This is a genomic window from Cryobacterium psychrotolerans (genome assembly GCF_900101115.1).
Taxonomy (GTDB): Bacteria; Actinomycetota; Actinomycetes; order Actinomycetales; family Microbacteriaceae; genus Cryobacterium; species Cryobacterium psychrotolerans.
Map to the genome: position 1 here is coordinate 60,205 of NZ_FNFU01000013.1, position 24,460 is coordinate 84,664.

At 67.8% G+C, this 24,460-nt stretch carries 23 protein-coding genes; 16 read left to right on the forward strand and 7 right to left on the reverse strand.

Features of this window, described 5'->3' with window-relative positions; translation table 11 throughout:
* Positions 1-2: 2 nt before the first annotated feature.
* The 3 genes from BLQ39_RS11300 to dnaK are packed head-to-tail and all read right to left on the reverse strand — an operon-like array spanning position 3 to position 3,485.
* Positions 3-1,001, reverse strand: coding sequence for a DnaJ C-terminal domain-containing protein (locus BLQ39_RS11300; protein WP_092324066.1), 999 nt, complete (start codon positions 999-1,001; stop codon positions 3-5).
* A complete protein-coding gene (locus BLQ39_RS11305; protein ID WP_092324068.1) occupies positions 994-1,620 on the reverse strand; it encodes a nucleotide exchange factor GrpE in 627 nt (208 codons plus the stop codon). Before BLQ39_RS11305 ends, BLQ39_RS11300 begins: the two co-directional genes overlap by 8 nt.
* Positions 1,620-3,485, reverse strand: coding sequence for a molecular chaperone DnaK (gene dnaK / locus BLQ39_RS11310; RefSeq protein WP_092324069.1), 1,866 nt, complete (start codon positions 3,483-3,485; stop codon positions 1,620-1,622). Before dnaK ends, BLQ39_RS11305 begins: the two co-directional genes overlap by 1 nt.
* Before the next feature lie 241 nt (positions 3,486-3,726).
* Between dnaK and BLQ39_RS11315 the strand changes: the two genes are divergently transcribed.
* From BLQ39_RS11315 to BLQ39_RS11325, 3 genes are all read left to right on the forward strand, one after another.
* Complete coding sequence (locus BLQ39_RS11315; RefSeq protein ID WP_135109412.1) at positions 3,727-4,257, forward strand: hypothetical protein; 531 nt, start codon at positions 3,727-3,729, stop codon at positions 4,255-4,257.
* Positions 4,258-4,400: 143 nt separating this feature from the next.
* Positions 4,401-5,720 carry an MFS transporter gene (locus tag BLQ39_RS11320; RefSeq protein ID WP_092324072.1) on the forward strand — a complete coding sequence of 440 codons (1,320 nt, stop codon included), beginning with the start codon at positions 4,401-4,403 and terminating at the stop codon, positions 5,718-5,720.
* 48 nt (positions 5,721-5,768) lie between these two features.
* Positions 5,769-6,449: a FadR/GntR family transcriptional regulator gene (locus BLQ39_RS11325; RefSeq protein ID WP_092324074.1), complete on the forward strand. Its 681-nt coding sequence runs from the start codon at positions 5,769-5,771 to the stop codon at positions 6,447-6,449.
* Positions 6,450-6,459: 10 nt separating this feature from the next.
* Here BLQ39_RS11325 and BLQ39_RS11330 read toward each other — a convergent pair whose 3' ends face one another.
* A complete protein-coding gene (locus BLQ39_RS11330; protein ID WP_166784495.1) occupies positions 6,460-7,122 on the reverse strand; it encodes a transaldolase family protein in 663 nt (220 codons plus the stop codon).
* 166 nt (positions 7,123-7,288) lie between these two features.
* On the opposite strand from BLQ39_RS11330, the gene BLQ39_RS11335 reads away from it, so the two are divergent.
* From BLQ39_RS11335 to BLQ39_RS11390, 12 genes are all read left to right on the forward strand, one after another.
* A complete protein-coding gene (locus BLQ39_RS11335) occupies positions 7,289-8,248 on the forward strand; it encodes a ribokinase (RefSeq protein ID WP_092324077.1) in 960 nt (319 codons plus the stop codon).
* Entirely contained in the window at positions 8,248-8,652 is a 405-nt protein-coding gene (gene rbsD / locus BLQ39_RS11340; RefSeq protein WP_092324078.1) for a D-ribose pyranase, read from the forward strand. The genes BLQ39_RS11335 and rbsD overlap by 1 nt, the downstream gene beginning before the upstream one ends.
* Positions 8,653-8,690: 38 nt before the next feature.
* Positions 8,691-9,542, forward strand: a complete 852-nt coding sequence (locus tag BLQ39_RS11345; protein WP_092324082.1) for a GntR family transcriptional regulator — start codon at positions 8,691-8,693, stop codon at positions 9,540-9,542.
* Between the two features lie 84 nt (positions 9,543-9,626).
* On the forward strand, positions 9,627-10,205 hold the full coding sequence (locus tag BLQ39_RS11350; RefSeq protein WP_092324084.1) for a glucose-6-phosphate isomerase family protein: 579 nt from the start codon (positions 9,627-9,629) through the stop codon (positions 10,203-10,205).
* A 5-nt stretch (positions 10,206-10,210) separates the two neighbouring features.
* Positions 10,211-11,710 (forward strand): xylulokinase, encoded by a 1,500-nt coding sequence (xylB, locus tag BLQ39_RS11355; protein WP_092324085.1) that lies wholly within the window; start codon positions 10,211-10,213, stop codon positions 11,708-11,710.
* On the forward strand, positions 11,710-12,666 hold the full coding sequence (locus BLQ39_RS11360; protein ID WP_092324086.1) for an NAD(P)-dependent oxidoreductase: 957 nt from the start codon (positions 11,710-11,712) through the stop codon (positions 12,664-12,666). Before xylB ends, BLQ39_RS11360 begins: the two co-directional genes overlap by 1 nt.
* 6 nt (positions 12,667-12,672) lie before the next feature.
* The gene (locus tag BLQ39_RS11365; RefSeq protein ID WP_092324088.1) at positions 12,673-13,299 is read left to right on the forward strand and encodes a bifunctional 4-hydroxy-2-oxoglutarate aldolase/2-dehydro-3-deoxy-phosphogluconate aldolase; all 627 of its coding nucleotides are present in this window, start codon (positions 12,673-12,675) and stop codon (positions 13,297-13,299) included.
* Positions 13,296-14,210 (forward strand): shikimate dehydrogenase family protein, encoded by a 915-nt coding sequence (locus tag BLQ39_RS11370; RefSeq protein ID WP_092324089.1) that lies wholly within the window; start codon positions 13,296-13,298, stop codon positions 14,208-14,210. Before BLQ39_RS11365 ends, BLQ39_RS11370 begins: the two co-directional genes overlap by 4 nt.
* Positions 14,207-15,160, forward strand: coding sequence for a phosphotriesterase family protein (locus tag BLQ39_RS11375; protein WP_092324091.1), 954 nt, complete (start codon positions 14,207-14,209; stop codon positions 15,158-15,160). Before BLQ39_RS11370 ends, BLQ39_RS11375 begins: the two co-directional genes overlap by 4 nt.
* 8 nt (positions 15,161-15,168) lie before the next feature.
* Positions 15,169-16,197, forward strand: a complete 1,029-nt coding sequence (locus tag BLQ39_RS11380; RefSeq protein ID WP_241986990.1) for a LacI family DNA-binding transcriptional regulator — start codon at positions 15,169-15,171, stop codon at positions 16,195-16,197.
* A gap of 31 nt (positions 16,198-16,228) precedes the next feature.
* A complete protein-coding gene (locus BLQ39_RS11385; protein ID WP_092324094.1) occupies positions 16,229-17,743 on the forward strand; it encodes an FGGY-family carbohydrate kinase in 1,515 nt (504 codons plus the stop codon).
* Between the two features lie 26 nt (positions 17,744-17,769).
* The gene (locus BLQ39_RS11390) at positions 17,770-19,410 is read left to right on the forward strand and encodes a fucose isomerase (RefSeq protein WP_092324095.1); all 1,641 of its coding nucleotides are present in this window, start codon (positions 17,770-17,772) and stop codon (positions 19,408-19,410) included.
* Between the two features lie 85 nt (positions 19,411-19,495).
* On the opposite strand, the gene BLQ39_RS11395 is transcribed toward BLQ39_RS11390, so the two are convergent.
* The 3 genes from BLQ39_RS11395 to BLQ39_RS11405 all read right to left on the reverse strand — a co-directional run bounded on the left by BLQ39_RS11395 (position 19,496) and on the right by BLQ39_RS11405 (position 23,240).
* A complete protein-coding gene (locus BLQ39_RS11395) occupies positions 19,496-20,485 on the reverse strand; it encodes an ABC transporter substrate-binding protein (protein WP_092324097.1) in 990 nt (329 codons plus the stop codon).
* A 221-nt stretch (positions 20,486-20,706) separates the two neighbouring features.
* Positions 20,707-21,723 carry an ABC transporter permease gene (locus BLQ39_RS11400; RefSeq protein ID WP_092324098.1) on the reverse strand — a complete coding sequence of 339 codons (1,017 nt, stop codon included), beginning with the start codon at positions 21,721-21,723 and terminating at the stop codon, positions 20,707-20,709.
* Between the two features lie 5 nt (positions 21,724-21,728).
* Complete coding sequence (locus BLQ39_RS11405) at positions 21,729-23,240, reverse strand: sugar ABC transporter ATP-binding protein (protein ID WP_092324100.1); 1,512 nt, start codon at positions 23,238-23,240, stop codon at positions 21,729-21,731.
* A gap of 213 nt (positions 23,241-23,453) precedes the next feature.
* Here BLQ39_RS11405 and BLQ39_RS11410 point away from each other — a divergent pair, with 213 nt between their 5' ends.
* Positions 23,454-24,323, forward strand: coding sequence for a sugar phosphate isomerase/epimerase family protein (locus tag BLQ39_RS11410; protein WP_092324101.1), 870 nt, complete (start codon positions 23,454-23,456; stop codon positions 24,321-24,323).
* Positions 24,324-24,460 lie beyond the last annotated feature (137 nt).

The following is a 24,460-nucleotide window of genomic DNA, read 5'->3' on the forward strand; positions in this document are numbered from 1 at the left end:
GGTCAGTCCTTCGCCCTCGCCAGGAGGTCCTCACGCGGGTTTTCCCTGGGCAGGGCCTCGGCGAACGCCTCGAGCTTCTCCTGGGCGTCATTCGACAGGTGCGACGGAACGGCCACCTGCACGACCGCGAGGAGGTCACCGACGCCCTTGGGCGTGGTCACCCCGCGTCCCTTGACCCGGAGCACCCGGCCGCTGGGCGTGCCAGGGGCGACGCGCAGCTTGACCGGGGGGCCGCCGAGCGTCGGCACCTCGATCGTGGCGCCGAGGGTCGCCTCGACGAACGTGATCGGCACGGTGACGCGCAGGTTGAGTCCTTCGCGCTCGAAGACCGGGTGCTTGCGCACCGTGATCGTGAGCATGATGTCGCCCGGCTCGCCACCGTCGGGGCTCGGCTGCCCCTTGCCGCGCAGTTTGATCTTCTGGCCGTCGGCCACGCCCGCGGGAATCTTGACCTTGATCGGCCGGCCATCCTGCGTCTGCAGCGTGATCTGGTCGCCGTGGACGGCGGTGATGAAGTCGATGGTGGCCGTGGCGACCACGTCATGGCCCCTGCTCGGCCCACCGTAGCCGCGGAAGCCGCCGCTGGAGGTGCCGAACTGGCCGCCGCCGCGTCCGAAGACGCCGCCGAGCACGTCGTCGAACCCGCCCTGCTGGAAGCTGTAGCCCTGCTGGCGCCCCCCGCCACCGCCACCGAACATGCCGCCGAAGACGTCCTCGAACCCGCCGGCCTGTCCGCCGCCGCCCGGGGCGGTGAAGCGTGCTCCACCGCCCATGGCGCGCACGGCGTCGTACTCCTTGCGCTGTTCAGCGTCGCCGATGACGGCATGCGCCTCGCTGAGTTCCTTGAACTTGGCCTCGGCCGCCGCATTGCCCGGATTCGCATCCGGATGGTACTTGCGGGCGAGCTTCCGGTAAGCCTTCTTCAGCTCGGCCGGCGAGACGTCCTTGGAGACGCCAAGGACCTTGTAGAAATCCTTATCGAACCAGTCCTGGCTAGCCATCGCTCGGTACCTGAACGACGACCTTCGCCACGCGCAACAGGCTCGAGCCGAGGTAGTACCCGGTTTCGACGACGTCGCCGACGGTTTCCGTCTGGACGTCCGGGCTGGGCTGCTGGAAGATCGCCTCGTGCATGGACGGATCGAACGGATCCCCGACCGTGCCGAACGGCTTCAGGCCCAGGCGCTCGACGCTCGCCCGGAGCTTGGCCGCGATCGTGGCGAACGCGGTGTCGCCCGCCAGATCTCCGTGCCTCTCGGCGCGACCGAGGTCGTCGAGCACGGGAATGAGAACCTTGACGACCTCGCCGGTGATGCGCTCGCGTTCCACCTCGCGGTTCGCCTCGGTGCGCTTGCGGTAGTTGGCGTACTCCGCGGTCACGCGCTTGAGGTCGGCGAGGTGCTCGCTCGACGGTTCGGCGATCTCGCGCTCCGCGGCATCCAGGATGTCCTGGACCGTGAGTTCGTCCTCTTCGATCCCGTCGGCCGGGGCCGCCGAGGCGGCACCCTCAGGCACCACCTCGGCCTCGATGATCTCCTCGACGGTCTCCTCGGTGGTCTCCTCGGTGGTCTCCTCGGCGGAGGCCGGCTCGTCCTCCGGACGCTTCTTGTCGTCTGCCATTACTTCTTCGCTTCGTCCTCGTCGTCGACAACCTCGGCGTCGACAACGTCTTCGTCGGAGTTCTCCGGGGCGGGCTGTTCGGCGCCGGACTCAGGAGCGGCCGAAGCATCCGCCTGGCTCTTCGCGTAGATGGCCTCGCCGATCTTGCCCTGGCTCTCGTTGAGCTTGTCGAACGCCGCCTTCACGGCGTCGTCGTCGTCGCCGACGAGCGCTGACTTGAGCGCGTCGACGTCGGCCTGCACCTCGGACTTGACGTCCTCGGGCAGCTTGTCATCGTTCTCCTTGATCAGCTTCTCGATCGAGTACGCGAGCTGCTCGGCGGTGTTGCGGGTCTCGGCGGCCTCGCGGCGGCGCTTGTCCTCCGCGGCGTGCTCCTCGCCCTCGCGCACCATGCGCTCGATGTCTTCCTTCGCCAGTGCGGTGCCGCCGGTGATGGTCATCGACTGCTCCTTGCCGGTGCCCTTGTCCTTGGCGGACACGTGCACGATCCCGTTGGCATCGAGGTCGAAGGTGACCTCGACCTGCGGGATGCCGCGCGGGGCCGGCGCGATGCCGGTCAGCTCGAAGGTGCCCAGGTTCTTGTTGTCGCGGGTGAACTCGCGCTCGCCCTGGAAGACCTGGATCGCCACGGACGGCTGGTTGTCGTCGGCCGTGGTGAACGTCTCGCTGCGCTTGGTCGGGATCGCCGTGTTGCGCTCGATCAGGCGCGTCATGATGCCGCCCTTGGTCTCGATGCCGAGGCTCAGCGGGGTGACGTCGATGAGCAGGACGTCCTTGCGCTCGCCCTTCAGCACGCCGGCCTGCAGGGCGGCGCCCACGGCGACGACCTCGTCCGGGTTGACACCCTTGTTCGGGTCCTTGCCGCCGGTCTCGGCCTTGACGAGCTCGTAGACGGCGGGCATGCGGGTCGATCCACCGACGAGCACGACGTGGGCGATGTCGCCCACCTTGACGCCGGCCTCGCGGATGACGTCCTGGAACGGCTTCTTCGTGCGGTCGAGCAGGTCCTCGGTCATCTTCTCGAACTGGGCGCGGGTGAGCGTCTCGTCGAGGTTGGCGGGGCCGTTCTCGGTGAGGGAGAGGTAGGGCAGCTGGATGCTCGTCGACATGCTGCTCGAGAGCTCCTTCTTGGCCTGCTCGGCGGCTTCCTTGAGGCGCTGCTTGGCAATCTTGTCCTTCGAGACGTCGACGCCGGTGGTCTCCTTGAACTTCTTGATCAGGTGGTCGACGATGCGCTGGTCCCAGTCGTCGCCGCCGAGGCGGTTGTCGCCGGCGGTCGAGCGCACCTGGATGGTCGAGAACTCGTCGTCCTTGCCCACCTCGAGGAGCGAGACGTCGAACGTTCCGCCACCGAGGTCGAAGACCAGGATGAGCTCGTCTTCCTTGCCCTTGTCGAGGCCGTAGGCCAGCGCCGCGGCGGTCGGCTCGTTGATGATGCGGAGCACGTTGAGCCCGGAGACCTCGCCGGCCTCCTTGGTGGCCTGGCGCTCGGCGTCGTTGAAGTAGGCGGGGACCGTGATGACGGCATCCGTCACGGTGTCGCCCAGGTACGCCTCGGCGTCGCGCTTGAGCTTGGCCAGGATGCGCGCGGAAACTTCCTGCGGCGTGTACTTCTTGTCGTCGACGGCGACGGTCCAGTCGGTGCCCATGTGGCGCTTGACCGAGGCGATGGTGCGGTCGACGTTGGTGACGGCCTGGCGCTTGGCGGTCTCACCGACCAGCACCTCACCGTCCTTCGTGAAGGCGACCACCGAGGGGGTCGTGCGGAATCCTTCGGCGTTTGCGATGACGGTGGGTTCTCCACCCTCGAGGACGGCCACCACAGAGTTGGTGGTTCCGAGGTCGATGCCTACTGCACGAGCCATGTGTGCGTTCTCCTTCAAAGTAAATGTTGCCCAACCCGATTGCACGAACTTGAGCGTTGCAGACTCAAGTGTGACGCGGAACGAAATGAGTGTCAAGCCGCGTGCCTGAAAGTTGAGTGTGAACGACTCAACTTCGTCGTGACGGGCGCACCCTGGCTCAATCGTTATCCTGATCGCGGGTCACGGCGCCCCCGTGACCGATAGTTTGTGGCCAACGGGCACCGTCAGCGGGGGGAACCACATGCACATTCGACACGGAAGCCTGATCGCCGGCGCGCTCGTCCTCTGCCTGACCGGCTGCGCGACAGCACAAACGGATGCCGGTGGCCCGGCGACCTCCATCCCACCGGCAACGCCAACGTCGAGCCCGGCGACGCCCGCGGCAAGCGCGACGTGCGACACCGTGCTGGCCGACGCCGAGTACGCCTCGCTGGCCACAGACGGAATGGATCTCGCGGCAGACACGTCCGCCCTCGGCTCAGCCATGCAGGCGATGATTGACGCCGGCGGCCTGGCCTGCGTCTGGGAAAAGTCGGAGGGCGACGTGCGGGTGTGGTTCGCGCAGGTCGACCTGGATGCGCCGGGCTGGGACGCGAAGCGCGCGGAACTGCTCGCCGCCGGATACACGGAAGGCGACGCCCCGTTCACCGGCACGCTGACCGCGCCGAAGGACTACGACCCCAACTACACGCCGGCCCTCTACCACCGCGACGGCGTGCTGTATTTCGCGAGTTATCCGGAGTTCCTTGGCTCGGTGCTGGCCCTGCAGTAATCAGCGGGTTGAGCGCTCACTCGGGCTCATACCCGGGCCTGAGTTGGATGGACGCCGGGTCCCGTGCGACGCCCGGGAGGTGTTCGCCGAACTCGTCGCCGAGCTTTATCACTGATCGGCGACCCAGCCACTAGCCTGATCGCATGACCGAGCCACTTGTCATCGCCGACAACGACGCCAACCCCGTGCCCGAGCGGGGACACGTGGTTGCCTGGGCCTTCTGGGACTGGGGATCCGCCGCCTTCAACGCGGTCGTCACCACCTTCGTGTTCACCGTCTACATCACCGGTTCGGCCTTCGGCGACAAGGACGTGATCTCGGCGCAGCTCGGCTGGGCGCTGGCGATCGCCGGGTTCCTGATTGCCGTGCTGGCCCCCGTCACCGGGCAGCGCTCCGATACGTCGGGCCGGCGCAAGTTCTGGCTCGGCGTGAACACGTTCATCGTCGTCGCCCTGACGGCGGCCATGTTCTTCGTCGAGGCATCGCCCGCCTTCCTGCTGCTCGGGCTGTTCCTCGTCGCGGCCGGAAACGTGTTCTTCGAGTTCGCCGGGGTCAATTACAACGCCATGCTCGCCCAGGTCTCGACCCCGCGCACGATCGGCAAGGTGAGCGGCTTCGGCTGGGGAATGGGCTACCTCGGCGGCATCGTGCTGCTGCTCATCGTCTACTTCGGCTTCATCAAGCCCGAGGTGGGCTTGTTCGGCGTGACCAGCGAGAACGGGCTGGCCGTGCGCGTCACGATGCTCATCTCCGCCGCCTGGTTCGGGCTTTTCGCCCTCCCGGTGCTGCTCCGGGTGCCCGAATACCGCACGCCGCCGGCCGCCCGGCGCGACCGGGTCGGGTTCTTCCGGTCCTACGCGGTGCTCGGCCACGACATTGCGCGGCTCTGGCGGACCAGCCGGCAGACCGTGTACTTCCTCATTGCCAGCGCCGTCTTCCGCGACGGACTGGCCGGGGTGTTCACCTTTGGAGGCGTACTCGCGGCATCCGTCTTCGGCTTCTCTCCCGGCGAGGTCATCATCTTCGCGATCGTCGCGAACGTCGTGGCCGGTATCGCGACCGTCATCTCCGGGTCGCTCGACGACCGACTCGGCTCGAAACCGATCATCGTGACGGCCCTCGTCGGCCTGATTGTCTGCGGCGGGCTCGTGTTCTTCCTGCACGACGGGGGGCAGATCGTGTTCTGGACGGCCGGCCTTGCTCTCACCCTCTTCGTCGGACCGGCGCAGTCGGCGAGCCGCACGTTCCTCGCCCGGCTCATCCCGGCGGGACGCGAGGGCGAGGTCTTCGGCCTCTACGCGACCACCGGGCGCGCCGCCAGCTTCCTCGCACCCACCGCGTTCGCACTCATGGTGACGATCTTCGGCGAGACGTACTGGGGCATCCTCGGCATCGTGCTCGTGCTTCTGCTCGGCCTGCTGCTCCTGCTGCCGGTCGTGGCGAAGCAGCAGAAGATCGCCTAGCCTCGCCGCGCGCCCGCGCCCGCCCGGCCCGAAAGGTAGGATCTTTGCATGGCCGTGACGGATGAAGCGATCTTCAAGATCAAGGAAATGATCCTTTCGGGCGAGATCGGACCGGGCGACCGGCTGCCCCCGGAGAAGGAGCTCAGCGAGCGGCTGGGCTTGTCCCGCAGCTCCATGCGCGAGGCCATCAAGGCGCTGGAGGTCATCCGGGTCCTCGATGTGCGCCGCGGCGACGGAACCTACGTCACCAGCCTCGAGCCGCGGCTGCTGCTCGAGGCTCTCTCGTTCGTGGTGGACCTCCACGCCGACAACTCGATCCTCGACCTCTTTGCGGTGCGCAGAATCCTCGAACCGGCCGCTGTCGCGCTGGCCGCGGTGCGGATGGATGCGGCAGCCATCGCCGAGCTGAGGGACCAGATCAGGTCGGTGAGCGACTCGACCAGCGTGGAGGGACTCGTCGAGCACGACCTCGAGTTCCACGGCGCGATCGTTGCCGCCGCGGGCAACTCCTACCTGGCGAGCCTGGTCGACTCGCTCTCCAGCAGCACCGTCAGGGCGCGCATTTGGCGCGGCCTCACCCAGGAGCATGCGGTCGCTCGCACGCTGGCCGAGCACGTGAGCATCGTCGACGCCCTCGAGCGAGGCGATGCCGACCTCGCCCAGGCGCTGACCATCGTGCACATTTCCGGTGTCGAGCAGTGGCTGCGCGACGCGGCCGTCGGTTCGTGAGTCGGTGGCCTTAGTCCTGCAACCCGCGCGCCACGGCAGCCTCGAAGTCCTCGGCTGAGCGGTCGCTGACCTCGCTGTAGAGCGCCGCGAGAATGACCGCCGGCGCGGCGGTGAAGAAGGGCACGCCAACTTCGGCCAGGGACACGATGTCGTCCGGTGTCCGCAGGCTCGCGGCGAGCACGTCCGTGCCACTGCCCTGGACCAGCGACTGCATGGCCGAGATCTCGGCAACGCCCTCTCGCCCGGCATCGTTCAACCTGCCGAGGTAAGGCGCGATGTACCTCACGCCGACCGTAGCGGCGGCCAGGGCCTGCGCCTGCGCATACACGGCGGTGACCAGGACCGTCGCGCCCGCCGAAACGAGGGCGGCCGCGGTGGTGAATCCGTCGCGCGTCGCCGGGACCTTGACCACGACGCGCGACCCGAGCGCGGCCAGGCGTTCCGCATTGCCGATCATCGTCTTCGCGCTGTCGCCCCAGGCCTGGAAGAAGATTTCGCGGGCGCCTTCGGCTTCCCATCGGGCATACAGTTCCGGAATGTCGCGGACCGACCGCCGGCCGCGTTCGAGAATCGTCGGGTTCGTGGTGACTCCATGCACCAGCCCGTCGGCCAGCAGGGCGCTGATCTCCTCGACGTTGGCGCTATCGGCATAGAAACGAAGTTCACGAGTCACTGGTGCTGGCTTTCTTCCCGGGGCGATCGGCAGTTCACACTATCGTCGATGCGATCCACCGACGAACCGACCCTAGTCCTACCTGTCGGCTAATGTAATTACAGGCAGAAGGGGCGTCGCAGGCGACGACCCCGTGACGGGCGTTCTTCGCCTGCGAAAGGCAAGAATGAGCCAGACAGAGTCGTCGGCGTCCTCCTCCGGTGGCGTGCTGATCGTCGGAAGCATCACGGCCGATCTCACCACGTTCTCCCAGCGGCTCCCGGCCCGGGGGGAAACCATCCTGGGCGATGAATTCACGCTCGTCCTCGGCGGCAAGGGCGCCAATCAAGCGGTGGCCGCCGGCCTCGCCGGCGGGACCGCTCACATGGTCGCCTGCGTCGGCACGGACCTCTTCAGCGGGCTCGTCACCGACGGCCTCCGCGCCGCGGGCGTCAACATCGACCACGTCAGGATGGTGGACGGCCCGACCGGGATCGCCCACATCCGGGTGGACGATTCCGGAGAAAACGACATCGTGATGGTGCCGCTGGCAAACACCTCGCTCAGCGAGGCCCAGATCGACAGGGCGTTCGCCGAACGCGGTGCGTCGTCGAAGGTCCTGCTCACCCAGCTCGAGATCCCCTGGGCGCTCACCCAGTACGCGATTCGCCGTGGCCACGACGCCGGGCTGACGGTCGTCCTCGACCCGGCCCCGGCCGCGAAACTCGATGAGGCCATCTGGCCGCTGGTGGACATCGTCACCCCCAACGAAACCGAGGCGAGCATCCTCACCGGGATTGTCGTGCATGACCGCGACTCCGCCGTTCGGGCCGGCCGCTGGTTCACCGACCGCGGAGCGCGCTACGCCCTGATCACGATGGCGGCGGCCGGCGCCGTCCTGGTGTCCGCCGGAGACGTCGTGGCGTTCGATTCCATCCCGGTGACCGCCGTTGACACGACAGCCGCCGGGGACGCCTTCGCGGGCTACCTCGGGGCGTCGCTGGCGCTCGGCCACGAACTCCCGGAGGCCATCAGCCGTGCCATCGCAGCGGGCGCGCTGGCCGTCACCAAGCGCGGAGCCTCGCCCAGCCTGCCCGGGCGGGCCGACGTCGACGCCCTGCTCGATGCACAGAAGGCGCTTGCCTGATGCGGAGCACGCACACCACCATCAACCCCCAGCTCTCCCGCGTGATCTCGGAAACCGGGCACACCGACCTCATCGTCGTGACGGATGCGGGGCTCCCGATCCCTCCTGGCTCCGAGCGCGTCGACCTGGCCTACCGCCCCGGCGCTCCCGCCTTCCTGGACGTGCTCGACACGGTCCTCGCCGAACTCGTCATCGAGGGCGCCACGGCGTCCGCGGAGATCGAACAGCGCAGCCCCCAGGTCCTGTCCGCGCTCCGCGAGCGACTCGACCCGCTCGGTATCGCGATCACGCTCGTCCCCCACCGGGAATTCAAGGAACTCACGCACGACGCTCGCGCCTTCGTGCGCTCCGGCGAGTACACGCCCTACGCCAACGTCATCCTGCACGCCGGCGTCGCATACTGATATCGCCCACCGAGGCAACGAAAGACCTGGAAGACACAATGGCCGCCCACTCACACACCCCCGCCCTCACCGGACAGTCCGGGGCCCGCGACATCGACCGCAAGGCGCCCGTACCGATGTACCACCAGCTCAAGCGCCGGATCATCGAGGACATCAACCGGCTCGGCATGCGACCGGGCGACCTGCTGCCCGGCGAGCACAAGCTCTGCGAGCGGTTCGGCGTCTCCCGCACGGTCGTTCGGCAGGCGTTGCTGCAGCTCGAGCACCAGGGGGTCATCGAACGGGTCAAGGGCAAGGGAACCTTCGTCGCTCACCAGAAGACCGCCGAAAGCCTCGTCCACACGCTCACGGGACTCTACGAAGAGGTCGCCGCGCGCGGCGGCCACGTGCACAGCGACGTTCGCCGGCAGGAGACCATTCCCGCCGAGGACGACGTCGCGGATGCGCTCGGCGTCGCCCCTGGGACCCCCGTCGTCGTCATCGAGCGACTCCGGTACGTCGACGACGAACCGTGGTCCTGGACCACGACCTACCTGCCGCACGAGGTTGGCTCGTTGGTGCTCCACGACGACCTGCGCGACCAGTCCCTCTATGCGTTGCTGGCCACGCACGGGATCCGCGCGGTGCGCGGCATGCGCTCGGCCGAGGCCACATCGGCCGACGCCGCGCAGGGGGCCCTCCTCGCCGTCGGCGCCGGGCAGGCACTGCTCGTGCTCAAGAGCGTCAGCTACGACGAGACGGACCGGCCGATGGAGTACTTCGTCGCCTACCATCGTGGCGATCGCAGCCGATTCGAGTTCCAGCTCCGGGCGTCATCGACGGAAGAGAGCACCGCATCCCTGCGCCACACGGGCCTGCAGGGGGCCGAGGCTCCCCCGCCCACGCTCTGACCTTCCTGTAATTACATGTCACCTGTAAGTACAGGTAGTCTGAGAGGGCAGCAAAGCAGCTGACTCTAAACCAAGGAGACCGCCGTGTCCCAGTACCACGCAGTGCCCGTGCCCCCGATGAGCATCCGTTTCGACCAGGCAGCGGGGACGCTCAGCCCGGAAGGGCCCACGCTCACCCGCCGCATGTCCGATCTCGAAGGCCTGTTCCGGGACCACGAGGCGTGGGAAAAGGCGGTCGCCGACGGCGACCCGGTGGTCTACTCCGTCATCTCCTCGCCGGTACCGGAAATCGACCGCGAGCTTCCGCAGTCGATCACGACAATCCAGCCGGGCACGACCGGCGGCGAGCTGTGGATGACGAAGGGCCACCAGCACCCCAATCACCAGGGCGAAATCTATCTCGGCATCTCCGGCCGCGGCGGCCTGCTCATGTTCGACGGCACCGAAACCCGCTGGGTCGAGATGACCCCCGGTACCATCGGCTACATGCCGCCGGGCTGGGCGCACCGCAGCGTCAACATCGGCGACGAGCCGTATTCCTTTCTCGCCGTCTACCCGGGCGGCGCCGGCCACGACTACGGGTGGGTGCTCGAGCACGGCATGGGCCTCCGGGCACTCAGCGGCGCCGACGGTGTTGAGCTCGTCGATTACGTCGAAGGCTGACCCTCGTGATCATCGCCCACGATCTCGGCACGACCGGAAACAAGGCGTCGCTTCACCACGACGACGGGCGCCTCGTGACGGCGGTCACCGTGGCCTACCCTGCGCGCTTCGCTGACGGCGGCGTCGCCGAGCAAAACCCGCAGCACTGGTGGAACGCCGTCGTCGAGGCCACGCGCTCCCTCGTCGCGCGTTCGGGCGTTGATCCGGCGGTCGTCACCGGCCTGACCGTGAGCGGCCAGATGATGGGCGCGGTCCTCCTCGACGCCGCCTTCCAGCCGGTGCGCCCGGCGATCATCTGGGCCGACACCCGAAGCGCGGCCCAGACGGCACAGCTCGAGGCCATCATCGGCCAGGACCGGGCCTACTCGCTGCTCGGCCACCGCCTCAATCCCACCTACTCGCTCGAAAAGATCATGTGGGTGCGCGACAACGAACCGGAGACCTTCGAGCGAGTCCGCCACTTCTGCGTCGCCAAGGACTTCGTCGTGCACCGGCTGACCGGGCGCCTCGCCACGGACCGGTCGGACGCCTCCGCCACCAACGCGTACGATCAGGGGCGCGGAATGTGGTCAGCGGAGATGCTGTCCGCCGCGGGCCTCGATGCATCGATCTTCCCCGAGGTGCTCGAATCGACGGCCATCGTCGGCCGGCTGACCACTGACGCGGCCAACGCCACCGGGCTGAGCCGGGACACCCGGGTCGTCATGGGCGGAGGCGATGGCCCCGTCGCCGCCGTCGGCGCCGGGATCGTGGTCCCGGAGGACGGCGCCTACGTCTCCCTGGGCACCTCGTCCTGGATTTCGTTCGCCAGCGACACGCCCGTCTACGACCCCCTGATGCGCACCATGACCTTCGACCACGTCGTGCCGGGCCGCTACGTTCCCACCGCGACGATGCAGGCCGGCGGCGCCGCGCTGCAATGGGTGTCGGAACTGCTGACCCCCGAGCCGTCCGGCGCCAGCCTGTCGGCCCTCGTGGCGGATGCGTCCACCGCGGACGCCTCCTCGAGCGGGCTCTACTTCCTGCCGTACCTCCTCGGCGAGCGCTCGCCCTATTGGAACCCCAATGCCACCGGGTCATTCATCGGCATCGGGCGTCATCACGGCCGTGCGGAGATGACCCGCGCGGTCCTGGAGGGCGTCGCCTTCAACCTCCTCACCTGCCTCCAGTCGTTCCGCGAATCGGGTGCCACGCTCGACCGGATCGACGCGATCGGCGGCGGCGCCGCGAGCGATGTCTGGCTGCAGATCATGGCGGATGTCTGGGGACTGCCGGTGCGTCGCCGCACCATCGTCGAGGAAGCCAACAGCCTGGGCGCCGCGGTGACCGCGGCGGTCGGCCTCGGGCTCGTCGACGGGTTCGGCGCCGCCCGCGACCTCTCCGAGGTCACGGCGGAATTCACCCCGGACTCGGGGCGCCACTCCGACTACCTCACTCGCCATGCCGTCTTCGTCGACGGCTACGAGAGCCTCGAACCCTGGTTCGCGAAGCGCGCGGGTCGCTGATGGGATCGATCCTCGCCACCAGCCGCTCGTTCTCGTCGGGATCCGTCGACCTGGTGGCGCGCCTCGCCGAGCGCGGCCACACCGTGGAGACGGGACCGTCCGACCACGCGCTGGATGCGCTGCGCCCGCTGCTCGCGACGGCCGTCGGCTGGATCGCCGGCACCGGTCCGGTCACCGCCGAACACCTCGACGCCGCGCCGCTGCTGCGCGTCGTCGCCCGCTACGGGGTCGGCTTCGAAGCGGTCGACCTGGAAGCCGCCCGCGACCGGGGCATCATCGTCACGAACACTCCCGGAGCGAACAGCGCGGCCGTTGCCGACCACGCGGTCGGCCTCATGCTCGCCGTGCTCCGCGGCACGACCGAAGGCGACCGCCGGGTGCGCGCCGGCGACTGGTCGGTGCTCCGCGGCCGCGAACTCGGCTCGTTGGCAGTCGGGATCGTCGGCTTCGGCCGGATCGGCCAGGGAGTCGCCCGGCGACTGTGCGGATTCGGCTCGCGGATCCTGGCCCACGATCCGTGGATGTCCGGCGAACAGATCGAGGCCGCCGGGGCATCCCCGTTCGACCTGGCCCGGATGGCTGCAGAATGCGACATCGTCACCCTGCACTCCCCCGGGGGCGCCACGATAGTCGATCGCGACTGGCTGGCCTCGGCCCGCCCCGGGCTGGTGGTCATCAACACCGCCCGGCCTGAACTGGTCGACGAAGACGCCCTCGCCGCCGCCCTGCGCTCCGGCCTGGTCTCCGGCTTCGGCGCCGACACTCTTGTCGGAGACACGAGCGGAGCTGCCTCCCCGCTCCTTGCCGCCGACCTTGCGGCGCGAGTGATCGTGACGCCGCACTTCGGCGCCCAGACCGTCGAAGCCGTTGACAACATGGGCTCGATGGCCGTGACCAACCTGCTCGCGGTGCTCGCCGGCGAGGCCCCGCCCCACCCCATTCTGACGAAAGCCTGAAACCCCATGACCCTCGCCCCCCTTATCAACGCCCGCGTGCTCGCCGTCGTACGCGCGCCCAGCGCCGAGTCGGCCCTGCTCGCCGCCGACGCACTGGTCGCCGGCGGAATCTTTGGGCTGGAGATCACCTACTCCACCCCCGACGCCCCCGCGGTCATCCGTGAGCTCGACGCTCGCTACGGCGAGCGCATTTACCTCGGCGCGGGCACGGTCACGACCCCGGAGGAAGCCTCTATGGCAGCGGCTGCCGGAGCCCGCTTCCTGGTCAGCCCGGGCACGCGCCCGGGACTCACCGCAGCGATGAAGGCCACCGGCCTCGTCGTCCTGACCGGCGCACTCACCCCGAGCGAGGTGATGGCCGCGATCGAATACGGCGCCGACGTCGTGAAGATCTTCCCGGCGTCGCTGGGCGGCCCTGCGTTCCTCAAGGCCCTGCGTGGGCCGTTCCCCGACGTGGCCCTCATGCCCACCGGCGGCGTCACTCCCGAGAACCTCGACGCCTGGTTCGCTGCCGGCGCGGTCGCGGTCGGAGCCGGCGGGGACCTCGTCTCCGGGGCCGACCTCGCCTCGGGGCGGTACGACGAGGTCGAGCGCAAGGCTCGCCTATTCGCGTCGGCCGGGGCCCGCGGATGAGCGGCTACATGGGATTCGTCGGCGTCAGCACGGCGCAGTCGTCGATCATGAACGTCTTCCCGATCTGGGCCGAGATCCTCGGCCTGCCCACCCGCACCCTGATCGGACACGACCTCCCCGTCGACGCGACGCCGCAGGAGTACCGGCGGCTCGTCGAAGCGATCAGGGATGACCCCGACCATCGCGGCGCCCTCGTCACGACCCATAAGATGGGGCTCTACGCCGCGGCGAGCGACCTGTTCGACTCGCTGGACGAGTTCAGCACGCTGTGCGGAGAGATCTCGAGCATCTCCAAGCACGACGGCCGTCTCATCGGCCATGCGAAGGACCCGATCACGGCGGGACTCGCCCTCGGAGAGTTCCTCCCCGCCGACCACTTCGGGCGCACGCGCGCCCACGCGGTCTGCCTGGGCGCGGGCGGCGCCGGCACCGCCCTCACCTGGAACCTCGCCGAGCGCGATGACGCGCCGGAACTCATCGTCGTCACCGACACCAGCCGGGAGCGACTCGACCACCTGCGCGGAGTCCACGAGCGACGCGGCACCCCGGGCGGACTCATCCGTTACGTGCTGGCGGCTAACCCCGCGGACACCCGTGACGTGTTCGCGGCCGCGCCGCAGGGCAGCCTCATCGTCAACGCCAGCGGCCTCGGCAAGGACCGGCCCGGTTCGCCCGTGCCCGACGGCACGCGGTTCCCGGAGCAGTCCTACGTGTGGGAGTTCAACTACCGGGGAACCCTCGAGTTCCTGGGCCAGGCACGAGCGCAGGAAACGGCATCCGACCTCGTCGTCGTGGACGGCTGGCGCTACTTCATCCACGGCTGGTCGCGGGTGATCGCTGAGGTGTTCGGGGTCCGGCTGACCGAGGAACTCGTCGCCCGGCTCTCCGAGGCAGCCCTGGCCTCCCGATGAACCAGGTGCGCACGGTTCTCGGCGACCTTGACCCGGCCCGGCTGGGCCGGGTCAACTATCACGAGCACCTGTTCCAGGTCAGTCCGCTCCTCCCGGGCGACGAGTTGGACGACGAGGGATCGTCCCGGCAGGAAGCGTGTCTGCTCGCCGCCAGCGGCTTCGACGCCATGGTGGATGCGACGCCAATCGGCCTGGGCCGCGACCCGGAGGCCGTCGCCCGAATCAGCCTCGCGTCCGGCCTCGGCGTCATCGCGACAACGGGGGCGCACCACGAGGGCCACTACCCGGCCAACCACTGGCTGCGCGACCTCCCTGCCGAGCCCCGTTCGCGTGCCTTCCTGGCCGACCTGACCCTGGGCATGCCCCGACGGGACGGAGACCAGGACCGTGGCCTGGCGGCCGGGCCCGATAGCGGCCCCGTTCGGGCCGGGCTGCTGAAGGCCGCAATCGGCTATTGGTCGATCACACCCTTCGAGCGGATCACCCTGGAAGCGGTCGCCCTGGCCCACGCTGCAACCGGCGCGCCGGTCATGGTGCACCTGGAGTTCTGCACCGCAGCCCACGAGGTGCTCGATCTGCTGGACGCCGCCGGTGTCCCGGCGCACCGCGTGCTGCTCGCGCACGCCGACCGAGACCCGAACCCCGCCCTGCACCTCGACCTCGCCGCCCGCGGTGCGTGGCTCGGCTACGACGGCATGGCCAGGCCGCGCACCCGCAGCGACGCGGAGCTCCTCGACCTCACCGAAGCCGTCGTGTCCGGCGGCGGCGCCGACCATATCCTGCTCGGCGGCGACGTGGCACGGCGAAGCCGCTACAGCGCCTACGGCGGCATGCCGGGGCTGGCCTACCTCGGCGAGCGCTACCTCCCCCAACTTCGCACCCGGATCGGTTCCGAGGTCGTGGAGGGGATGCTCACGAGGAACGCCCAACGCTTCCTCACCTGGAGCTAGCCGGCGGGATGTCCCGGCGTCGCCGGCAAGGCGATATCGGTAGGGTTGGCAGAATGTCAACGATCTACGACGTCGCGACGCTGGCCGGAGTGTCCCCCGCGACGGTTTCGCGCGTGTTGAACGGCATTGCGGTGTCACCCGAGAGAGCGCAGCGGGTGCGTGAAGCCGCTAAAGAGCTGTCGTTCACCCCGAATCGCACGGCGCGGAGCCTGCGGAAGCAGCACTCCGAGGTCATCGCCCTGGTCATCCCCGACATCGAGAATCCCTTCTTCACCTCGGTTGCCCGCGGCGTGGAAGACATAGCCCAGGCCGCCGGTTTCTCGGTCGTGCTCTGCAACACCGACGATGATCCCGAAAAAGAGGCTCGGTACCTCCGGATCGCCGTTTCGGAGAACATGGCCGGCGTCATCCTCGCCACCGCCGGGGGGCAGGCGGACCTGGCCCCGCTTCTGGGTCGAGGGCGCCCGATCGTCGCCGTCGACCGGCGCCCGCATGGCCATGACATCGACAGCGTCCTACTGGACAGCGTGGCGGGCGGACGCGACGCGACGCTGGCCCTGTACGCCCAGGGTTTCGAGCGCATTGCCTGCATCACCGGGCCGAGCACGGTGGAAACCGCCGAGCGGCGGGCGCAGGGTTGGCACGAGGCCGTGCGCGAGAACGGCGGGGACCCGGGCGGTTACCTGCGTTACACCGATTTCCGGGTCGCCGGCGGACGCGCAGCCATGACCGATCTGCTGGCCATGGAGACGCCGCCCGATGCGGTGTTCGTTGCCAACAACCTGATGAGCGTCGGAGCCCTGCAGATTCTCGCCGAGCACGGCCTGACACCACCACGAATCGGCGTGGCCGTCTTCGGCGATCTGCCCTTCCTGGTGCAGCCTCCGATCGGAGTGACTGTCATCCCGCTGCCCGCGCGGCGCCTCGGCGAGAGGGCCGCTTCGCTTTTGCTCGAGCGCCTCGAGGGCGACGACCAACCGGCTCGAACCCTCGTCCTGTCCAACAATCCCGGCTCGGACGACCGCTCGGTCACTTGACCCTGAAATCGATTTCTGCAACGCTGGGGGCATGGGCACAAGTGCGGTCATCGGCGTGGATATCGGCACTTCCAGCAGCAAGGGCGTACTGGTAACCATGGACGGCCGGGTACTCCGCACCGCGACCCGTGCCCACGCTGCGTCCCGCCCCCAGCCGGGCTGGGTGGAGATGGATGCGTCACTCTGGTGGCGGGAATTCGTCGAGATCACCCGCGAGCTCCTCGAGGAACGAGGCGTCACGGTCCAAGCCGTCGGCGTGAGCGGTATGGGACCGTGCGTTTTGCTCACGGATGCCGATGGCGCACCGCTGCGGCCGGCCATCCTGTACGGCGTTGACACTCGCGCAATCGAGCAGATTGCGGCCCTCACGGCGACGCTGGGCGGAGACGACGCCGTCATGGCCCGCGCCGGCTCGGCACTGTCGACCCAGGCGGTCGGCCCGAAACTGGCCTGGCTGGCCGAGCACGAACCGGACACCTTCGCGCAGGCGAGGCGCCTGTTCATGCCCAGCTCCTGGCTCCTCTGGAACCTGACCGGGGAATATCGGCTCGACCATCACTCCGCTAGCCAGTGCACGCCGCTCTACGACGCCGGTTCTCAGGCCTGGTTCGAGCCCTGGGCCCGCCCCCTGGCCGGGCCGATCGGCCTGCCCGACTTGTGCTGGCCGGGCGACGTGGGCGGCCGCGTTTCGGTGGCGGCCTCGGCCGAAACCGGGCTACCCGTCGGCATCCCGGTCATTGCCGGCACGATCGACGCCTGGTCGGAGGCGGTCAGCGTCGGAGCCCAGCGTCCGGGCGACCTCATGTTGATGTACGGCACCACGATGTTTCTCATCAACACCGTGCCCGGCCCGCTCTCGGCCACCGGGCTGTGGGGAACGGTGGGCGCGTTCCCCGGAACGCACAACCTGGCAGCGGGAATGGCGACGTCCGGAGCCATCACCGGATGGCTCCGGGACTTGCTGGCCGCGGGGGACTTCACCGAGCTTCTCGCCCTCGCCGACGAATCCGGCGTCGGCGCGGGCGGCCTCCTCATGCTGCCGTACTTCGCCGGCGAACGCACGCCGATCCAGGATCCGCTCGCCCGCGGCCTGATCGCGGGGCTCACGCTCTCCCATACCGCGGGCGACCTCTACCGTGCCGCACTCGAGGCGACGGCATTCGGAGTGCGGCACAACATCGAAGCGATGACGGCCGCCGGCGGCACGATCGAGCGGATCGTGGCGGTCGGCGGCGGCGCCCGAGGTTCGCTCTGGACACAGATCGTCAGCGACGTGACCGGGCTTCCGCAGGTGATTCCCACGACCACCGTCGGCGCCAGCTTCGGGGCTGCCTTCCTCGCGGCGTCGACCGTTACCGACGCCGATATAGACATCGACGCGTGGAATCCGCCGGCCGACATCCGCCATCCCGAGCCGAAAAGGACCGCCGAGTACGACGAGTTGTATGCCCTGTACCTGGCGCTCTACCCGGCAACCCGCCGGATCTCGCACGCCCTCGCCATCCGGCAGGCGCGACTCGGCACCCCGCAACCAGCCCACCAGTAGATCGAATGAAAAGAAGGACGCATCGAATGACCAGCTACACCCTTCCCGTCCCCCTCAGCCAGGCACCGGCGCCCGAGCACACAATCGTCACGGTGGCCAGCGGCGACCTCCGGCACAGCGCGAACGAGAAGTGCTGGCCGACCCAGCAGCGCCTCGAGACCGATTTCGCTGCGGCCGTGGAGGCGCTGGGCTGGGGCGTGCAGCGCGGGCACGCCGTCGACCCCGTCAAGGGTCACGGCTTCATCGACGGCCAGCGCATGGGCATCGAAGTCTTCAAGACGATCCCGGCCGACGCGCCTCTGGTCGTCGTCGAGGCCGTGTGGCAGTACAGCCACCACGTCCTGGCCGGCCTGCGGTCCCACCGCGGCCCCATCCTCGTCGTCGCGAACTGGGCCGGCGACTATCCCGGCCTCGTCGGCCTGCTCAACCTCACCGGCAGCCTCACCAAGGCCGGTGTGGCATACTCGGCACTGTGGAGCAAGGACTTCACGGATGAGTGGGCCGTTGCCAAGCTGCGGTCCTGGCTCGAGACCGGCGCGATCGAGCACGACCAGAGCCACGTGCGCGACCTCCCCGCCCTCGACCCGGCGAGCCCCGAGGTCGAGCTGGGCGTCGCGCTCGCCCGGCAGCTCCAGCAGGAGAAGGCCATCATCGGCATCTTCGATGAGGGCTGCATGGGCATGTACAACGCCATCATCGACGACGAACTGCTCAACCCGCTCGGCATCTACAAGGAGCGCCTCTCGCAAAGCGCGCTCTACGCCGAAATGAACCGGGTCAGCGATTCAGAGGCCGACGAGATCAAGTCCTGGCTGGATGCCGCCGGCTTCACCTTCCATTTCGGCCAGGACGAGGCCACGGAACTCACCCCCGCCCAGGTGCGCAGCCAGTTCAAGATGTACATCGCGGCGCTCCGCATCTCGGACGACTACGGGCTCGATGCCGTGGGAATCCAGTACCAGCAGGGGCTGAAGGACCTCGTTCCGGCCAGCGACCTGGCCGAGGGCCTGCTGAACAATGTCGAGCGGCCCCCCGTGTTCTCTCGCGACGGCGGCCGTGAGCTCTATGCCGGGCTCGCGCTGCCGCACTTCAACGAGGTCGACGAGGGCGTGGCCGTGGACGCCCTGGTGACCAATCGCGTGTGGACGGCGATGGGGCTCGATCCGGCCAACACGCTGCACGACGTTCGCTGGGGCGAGGAATACGACGGGGAGTTCGTCTGGGTCTTTGAGATCTCGGGCTCGGTCCCCGCCTCGCACAACGGGGGTTACGACAAGAGCTACAGCATGCGCCAGCCGGCGATGTTCTTCCCCCTCGGCGGCGGAACACTGAGCGGGGTGTCGAAGCCGGGCGAGATCGTCTGGTCGCGGGTGTTCATCATGGACGGGGTGCTCCACGTCGACCTCGGCCGGGGGCACGTGGCCGATCTCCCGGCGGAGGAGACGCAGCGCCGTCTCGACGCGACCGACCCGCAGTGGCCCATCATGCACGCGGTACTCGACGGCGTCTCCCGCGACCAGCTGATGGCCAGGCACAAGGCCAACCACGCCCAGGTCGCTTACGCGCCCGATGCAGACCTGGCCGATCGCGCCGTGCTCGCCAAGGCCGCCCTGTTCCAGGAACTCGGCGTCATCGTGCACCTCTGCGGGGATGTTGCCATTCGTTAGTCCCCCACCTGACAAGCCAGAGCCCCTGCCCCGACTAGTCGGGGCAGGGGCTCTGGCTTGTGCGCTCCTCGCGGAGGACGCGGTGTTACTTGTAGAGGACGGCAGCGATCTCGGCGTCTTCCATGTTGGTCTTGTCGTACCAGAAGAAGCCGGTGTCGATGACCTTCTCCGGGGTCTTGCCCCTGATGGCGTCGTAGGCAGCCTGCACGGTCTGCTCGCCGATACCGATGGGGTTCTGCGTGATCGCTCCGGCCATCATGCCGTTCGTGATCGCGTCGATCTGCGCCTGGCCGGAGTCGAAGCCGATGACGGTCAGGTCGCCGGCCTTGAGGCCCAGCTCGCCGACAGCGCCGACGATGCCGATGGCGGATCCCTCGTTGGTGCCGTAGAGGCCCTTGAGCTTCGGGTGCGCCGCGATCATGGCCTTGGCGATGTCGGCCGACTTCAGGTGGTCGCCGTCGCCGTACTGGATGTCGACGATCTTGATGTCCGGGTGGTTCTTCTTGATCTCCTCGACGAAGCCGTCACGACGCTCGACACCGGTGGAGTTGATCTGGCTGTGGCCGACAATGCCGACCTCGCCCTTGTCGCCGATCAGTTCGGCCATGTGGGTGGCCGCCAGTGCGCCGGCGCCGAGGCTATCGGTCTTGGCGATGCTCAGCGGGTAGTCACTGTTGCAGCCCGCGTCGAACTGGATTACGGGGATCTCGGCGGCCTCGGCCGCCTCCATCAACGGGATGCAGGCTTCGGGGTCGAGAGCGGCGTAGCCGATGGCATCCGGCTTCTTGTCGATCGCGGCCTGGAACATCTGCAGCTGGTTGTCAACCTCGGTCTCGGAGGCGGGGCCTTCGAAGGTGACCTTGACGCCGAGCTCCTTCGCTTTGCTCTCCGCACCCGTCTTGACGGCCTGCCAGAACTGGTGCTGGAAGCCCTTGGACACGAGGGCGATGTACAGCTCGTCGCCGCCGCCGTTCGCGCTGTCGTCGGTGGACCCGGCGCTCGTCGAGCAGCCGGCCAGCATGAGCGCAACCGCGGCAGCGGCGGCGACGAACGCGACCTTTTTACCTGTTTTCATCGAGTAACTCCATTGTTTGATCGGCGGCCAGCAGCACAGCTGACACCGCCACGATATCGATTTCGAGCGGCCAAACACAGCGATAATACATGCAGATACAGGATCGTTACCTAACGCGTATTCTCGGGGATGTAACCGATTTCAGGATCGGTTGAGGAAGGGCTGCCCGGCCTCTCGGGAAACGCAGCTCTTCCTGGCTTGTTGGGCGACCGCGGCGCGGCCTAGGAGCCGGCCCTGCGCTGGCGGAGCGCGTCGGTGAAGACGGCGACCAGGATGACGGCGCCGACCACCACGTTCTGCCATTCGGTCTGGATCGACATGATGCGCAGGCCGTTGATGAGCACGCTCATGATCAGGGCGCCGATCAGGGTCCCCATGATCGACCCCCGGCCGCCCAGGAGGGAGGTTCCGCCGATGATCACCGCGGCGATCGCCTGCAGCTCGTACCCGGCGCCGAGTTGCGGCTGGGCCGAGTTGAGCCGGGAGGCGATGACGACGCCGGCGATTCCGGTGAAGAGGCCGGCCACTGTGTAGATCATGATCTTCCACTTGCGGGTGTCGACCCCGGAGAGCCGGGTCGCCTCTTCGTTGCTGCCGATGGCGAAGGTGTACCGACCCAGGATCGTCTTGCTCAGCACGAGGTAGGCCGCTCCCGCGAGCGCGAACAGGATGAGCACGGCGTTGGGCAGTCCGGGGACGAGCGTGCCGAGCGCGATGTCCCGGAAGCCCTCGACGCTGCTGAAGTAGATCGGGCGGACGCCGGAGATGACGAGCGCGAGGCCCTGGGCGATGAGCATCATTGCCAGGGTGGCAATGAACGGGGGGAGCCGAAGCACGGCGATGTTGAACCCGTTGATGAAGCCCATCAGCGCTCCGGTCGCGATGCCGCCGAGCACGCCCACGACCAGGGGCAGTTGCATGTTCACCAGGAAGATCCCGGTCATCACCGAGGCGAGCGTCATGCCCGTTCCGATGGACAGGTCGATACCGCCCGTGATGATCACGAAGGTCGTACCCAGGGCGAGGATCCCGATCACCGCTGTCGACAGCAGGATTCCGGAGATGTTGCTCCAGGTGAAGAAGGCGTCGTTGGCCAGGGAGAAGAAGGCCAGGAGGACGACCAGGGTGGCAAAGGCGAGGGATTGCTGGAGCTTGGCCCGGAGGAAGCTCTTGGTCGAACCCGCGGCGCGCCCATCGGGCTTCAGGGGGGACTTTTCCGTCACAGGAGATGCGTTCATTTGCTTCACTGCTCTTTCTCGTCGCCCATGCGGGTTGCGTAGTCCATGATTTTCGCCTGGCTGGCGTCTTCGTTATTGAGAACACCGGTGATGCGGCCGCCCGCCATCACGACGATGCGGTGGGAGAGTCGCAGAACCTCGGGAAGCTCGGAGGAGATCATGATGATTGATTTCCCCTGCGCCACGAGCTCGTTGAGCAGCCGGTAGATCTCTTCCTTGGCCCCGACGTCGATCCCTCGGGTCGGCTCGTCGAAGATGAGGATGTCGCAGTCGCGCGCCAGCCACTTGGCAATGACGACCTTCTGCTGGTTGCCGCCCGACAGGTTCTTCGTGGTTGCGTGGATCGATGGCGTCTTGATCCGCAGTGCCTTCACGTAGTCCCGGGACGTCTGCTTGCCCTTATCGGTGTTCACGAAGCCGAAACGGTTCGTGTAGTCCGCCAGGGAGGCCAGCAGGATGTTCGTGTTCACGTCCTGCTCGAGCAGGAGCCCGAACAACTTGCGGTCCTCGGAGAGGTAGCCGACGCCGTGCGCCACCGCCTCAGAGGGCTGCGAGATCTTCACCGGCTTGCCGTTGATCTGGATGACCGTGCCCTCGGACGGGTCGGCTCCGATGATCGCCCGGGCGACCTCGGTTCGTCCCGCGCCCATCAGCCCGGCGAAACCGAGGATCTCGCCCCGGCGGAGCTCGAAGTTGATGTCCTTGAGGAGGTGGCGGGTGTTCAGCCCCTCGACCTTGAGCACGACGTCGTCGTGTGCGTGCTGGCGCGCCTCTGGCCGAGCGCCCTCCTCGATGTGGCGGCCCACCATCATTTCGATGATGGTCGGGATGTCGATCTCGGCCTTGTCGAGCGTGCCGATGTAGGCACCGTCGCGCAGCACCGTGACCCGGTCGGAGAGCCGGCGCAGCTCGTCCATCCGGTGCGAGATGTAGATCACGCCGGTTCCGGTCTTCTTGAGGTCCTCGATCAGGGCGAAGAGGGTTTCCGTCTCGGCCTCGGTCAGGGCGGAGGTGGGCTCGTCCATGATGAGCACCTTCGCGTCGAACGACAAGGCCTTGGCGATTTCCACCATCTGCTGCTTGGCCACCGTGAGGTTCTCAATGAGTTCCCGCGGGTCGAGGTCGATCCCCAGGCGCGTCAGAAGCTCGGAGGCGAGAAGGTTCAGGGCACGTGCCCGGACGAACAGCCCGCTCCTCGGCTCGCGTCCGATATAGATGTTCTGCGCCACCGTGAGGTGCGGCATCAGGTTCATCTCCTGGTGGATGATGCTGATGCCCAGTTCCTGGGCAGCCTTGGGGCTGTCGATCTCGACCTCACGGCCTTCGAGAACGATGCTGCCGGAGTCCTTCGAGTAAATCCCGGACAGGATCTTCATCAGGCTGGACTTACCCGCCCCGTTCTCCCCGACGAGGGTGAGAACCTCGCCTCGGTTCAGTTCGAATTGAACGTCTTTAAGCGCCTGCACGCCGGGGAAGCTCTTGCTGATCCCGCTGACTTTCAAAAGCTGGGTTGTCACACACTCACCTACTTCGTCGGAGGATGGATTTGGAAAAACGCGTGAGCATGATCATGCCACGAAAAACGTCAAAGATCCGACCAATCTGCGAAATCATTTGACCGGCGGTACAAGTTGTATCCTAATGTATCTATGCGTTCCGAATGGTAACAATGTGAATCCGAGCGGCCTCGCACCAGCACTCCCGAATCCCCAACGAAAGCGAGACTTCCCATGCAGATTGGCGCCCACGCCCTTGTTTTTACAGGGTCTTTCGACGAAATGGGTCTGACCCACGCCATCCGCGAAACCAAGAAAGCGGGCTTCGATCTGATCGAAATCCCGCTCATGGACCCGGCCGGATTCGACCGCAAGCTGGCCGCGCGCCTGCTGCAGGACTATGACCTCGCGTCGACCGCGTCACTCGGCCTCAGCGAATCAACCGACCTAACGAGTCCCGATTCCGCCGTGGCAGCCGCCGGCGAGCGGATGCTCACCGACTGCCTCGAGATCGTGCACGCGATGGGCGGAACACACCTGTGCGGCGTGATCTACAGCGCGATGAAGAAATACATGGAGCCCGCGAGCGCCGCCGGACGGGCGTCCAGCGCGTCCGCCCTGAACCGGCTCGCCGGGCGAGCGGCAGACCTCGGCATCCACCTGTCCCTTGAGGTCGTCAACCGCTACGAGACAAACCTGCTTAACACCGGCCGCCAGGCGCTGGCCTTCCTCGACGAGGTCGACCACCCCAACGTCTCGGTGCACCTCGACACGTATCACATGAACATCGAGGAATCGGATCTGTTCTCCCCCGTGCTCGACGCCGCCGACCGGCTCGGCTACGTGCACATCGGCGAGAGCCACCGCGGGTACCTGGGTTCGGGCACCGTGGACTTCGACTCCTTCTTCCGCGCTCTGGCGCGAATCGACTACGACGGCCCCGTCGTCTTCGAATCGTTCTCCTCTGCCGTCGTCAACGAGGACCTGAGCCGGATGCTCGGGATCTGGCGCAACCTCTGGCAGGACTCCGGCGACCTGGCCGCCCACGCCAACACGTTCATTCGCGGGCGGCTGCACGGCGTCGAGTCCATCGCCCGGCACTAGCACGGGCAGCGTGGTGCTGACGGGCTGTGCTCAGCCGCGCGGAAGCGCCTTGCCGTCGGCGTCGAGGTAGTCGCGCCACGACCGCTTCGCGGTCCAGCCGAGCATGCGCTGCGCCTTCGCGCTGGAGATTCCCGAGG

Coding starts and splice junctions, on each gene's coding strand:
- BLQ39_RS11410 (WP_092324101.1), top strand. CDS start 23,454: ATGCAGATTGGCGCCCACGCCCTTGTTTTTACAGGGTCTTTCGACGAA.
- BLQ39_RS11365 (WP_092324088.1), top strand. CDS start 12,673: ATGACCCTCGCCCCCCTTATCAACGCCCGCGTGCTCGCCGTCGTACGC.
- BLQ39_RS11375 (WP_092324091.1), top strand. CDS start 14,207: ATGAACCAGGTGCGCACGGTTCTCGGCGACCTTGACCCGGCCCGGCTG.
- BLQ39_RS11360 (WP_092324086.1), top strand. CDS start 11,710: ATGGGATCGATCCTCGCCACCAGCCGCTCGTTCTCGTCGGGATCCGTC.
- BLQ39_RS11345 (WP_092324082.1), top strand. CDS start 8,691: ATGGCCGCCCACTCACACACCCCCGCCCTCACCGGACAGTCCGGGGCC.
- BLQ39_RS11395 (WP_092324097.1), bottom strand. CDS start 20,485: ATGAAAACAGGTAAAAAGGTCGCGTTCGTCGCCGCCGCTGCCGCGGTT.
- BLQ39_RS11385 (WP_092324094.1), top strand. CDS start 16,229: ATGGGCACAAGTGCGGTCATCGGCGTGGATATCGGCACTTCCAGCAGC.
- BLQ39_RS11325 (WP_092324074.1), top strand. CDS start 5,769: ATGGCCGTGACGGATGAAGCGATCTTCAAGATCAAGGAAATGATCCTT.
- BLQ39_RS11320 (WP_092324072.1), top strand. CDS start 4,401: ATGACCGAGCCACTTGTCATCGCCGACAACGACGCCAACCCCGTGCCC.
- BLQ39_RS11380 (WP_241986990.1), top strand. CDS start 15,169: ATGTCCCGGCGTCGCCGGCAAGGCGATATCGGTAGGGTTGGCAGAATG.
- rbsD (WP_092324078.1), top strand. CDS start 8,248: ATGCGGAGCACGCACACCACCATCAACCCCCAGCTCTCCCGCGTGATC.
- BLQ39_RS11370 (WP_092324089.1), top strand. CDS start 13,296: ATGAGCGGCTACATGGGATTCGTCGGCGTCAGCACGGCGCAGTCGTCG.
- BLQ39_RS11305 (WP_092324068.1), bottom strand. CDS start 1,620: ATGGCAGACGACAAGAAGCGTCCGGAGGACGAGCCGGCCTCCGCCGAG.
- BLQ39_RS11335 (WP_092324077.1), top strand. CDS start 7,289: ATGAGCCAGACAGAGTCGTCGGCGTCCTCCTCCGGTGGCGTGCTGATC.
- BLQ39_RS11400 (WP_092324098.1), bottom strand. CDS start 21,723: ATGAACGCATCTCCTGTGACGGAAAAGTCCCCCCTGAAGCCCGATGGG.
- BLQ39_RS11315 (WP_135109412.1), top strand. CDS start 3,727: ATGCACATTCGACACGGAAGCCTGATCGCCGGCGCGCTCGTCCTCTGC.
- dnaK (WP_092324069.1), bottom strand. CDS start 3,485: ATGGCTCGTGCAGTAGGCATCGACCTCGGAACCACCAACTCTGTGGTG.
- BLQ39_RS11300 (WP_092324066.1), bottom strand. CDS start 1,001: ATGGCTAGCCAGGACTGGTTCGATAAGGATTTCTACAAGGTCCTTGGC.
- BLQ39_RS11390 (WP_092324095.1), top strand. CDS start 17,770: ATGACCAGCTACACCCTTCCCGTCCCCCTCAGCCAGGCACCGGCGCCC.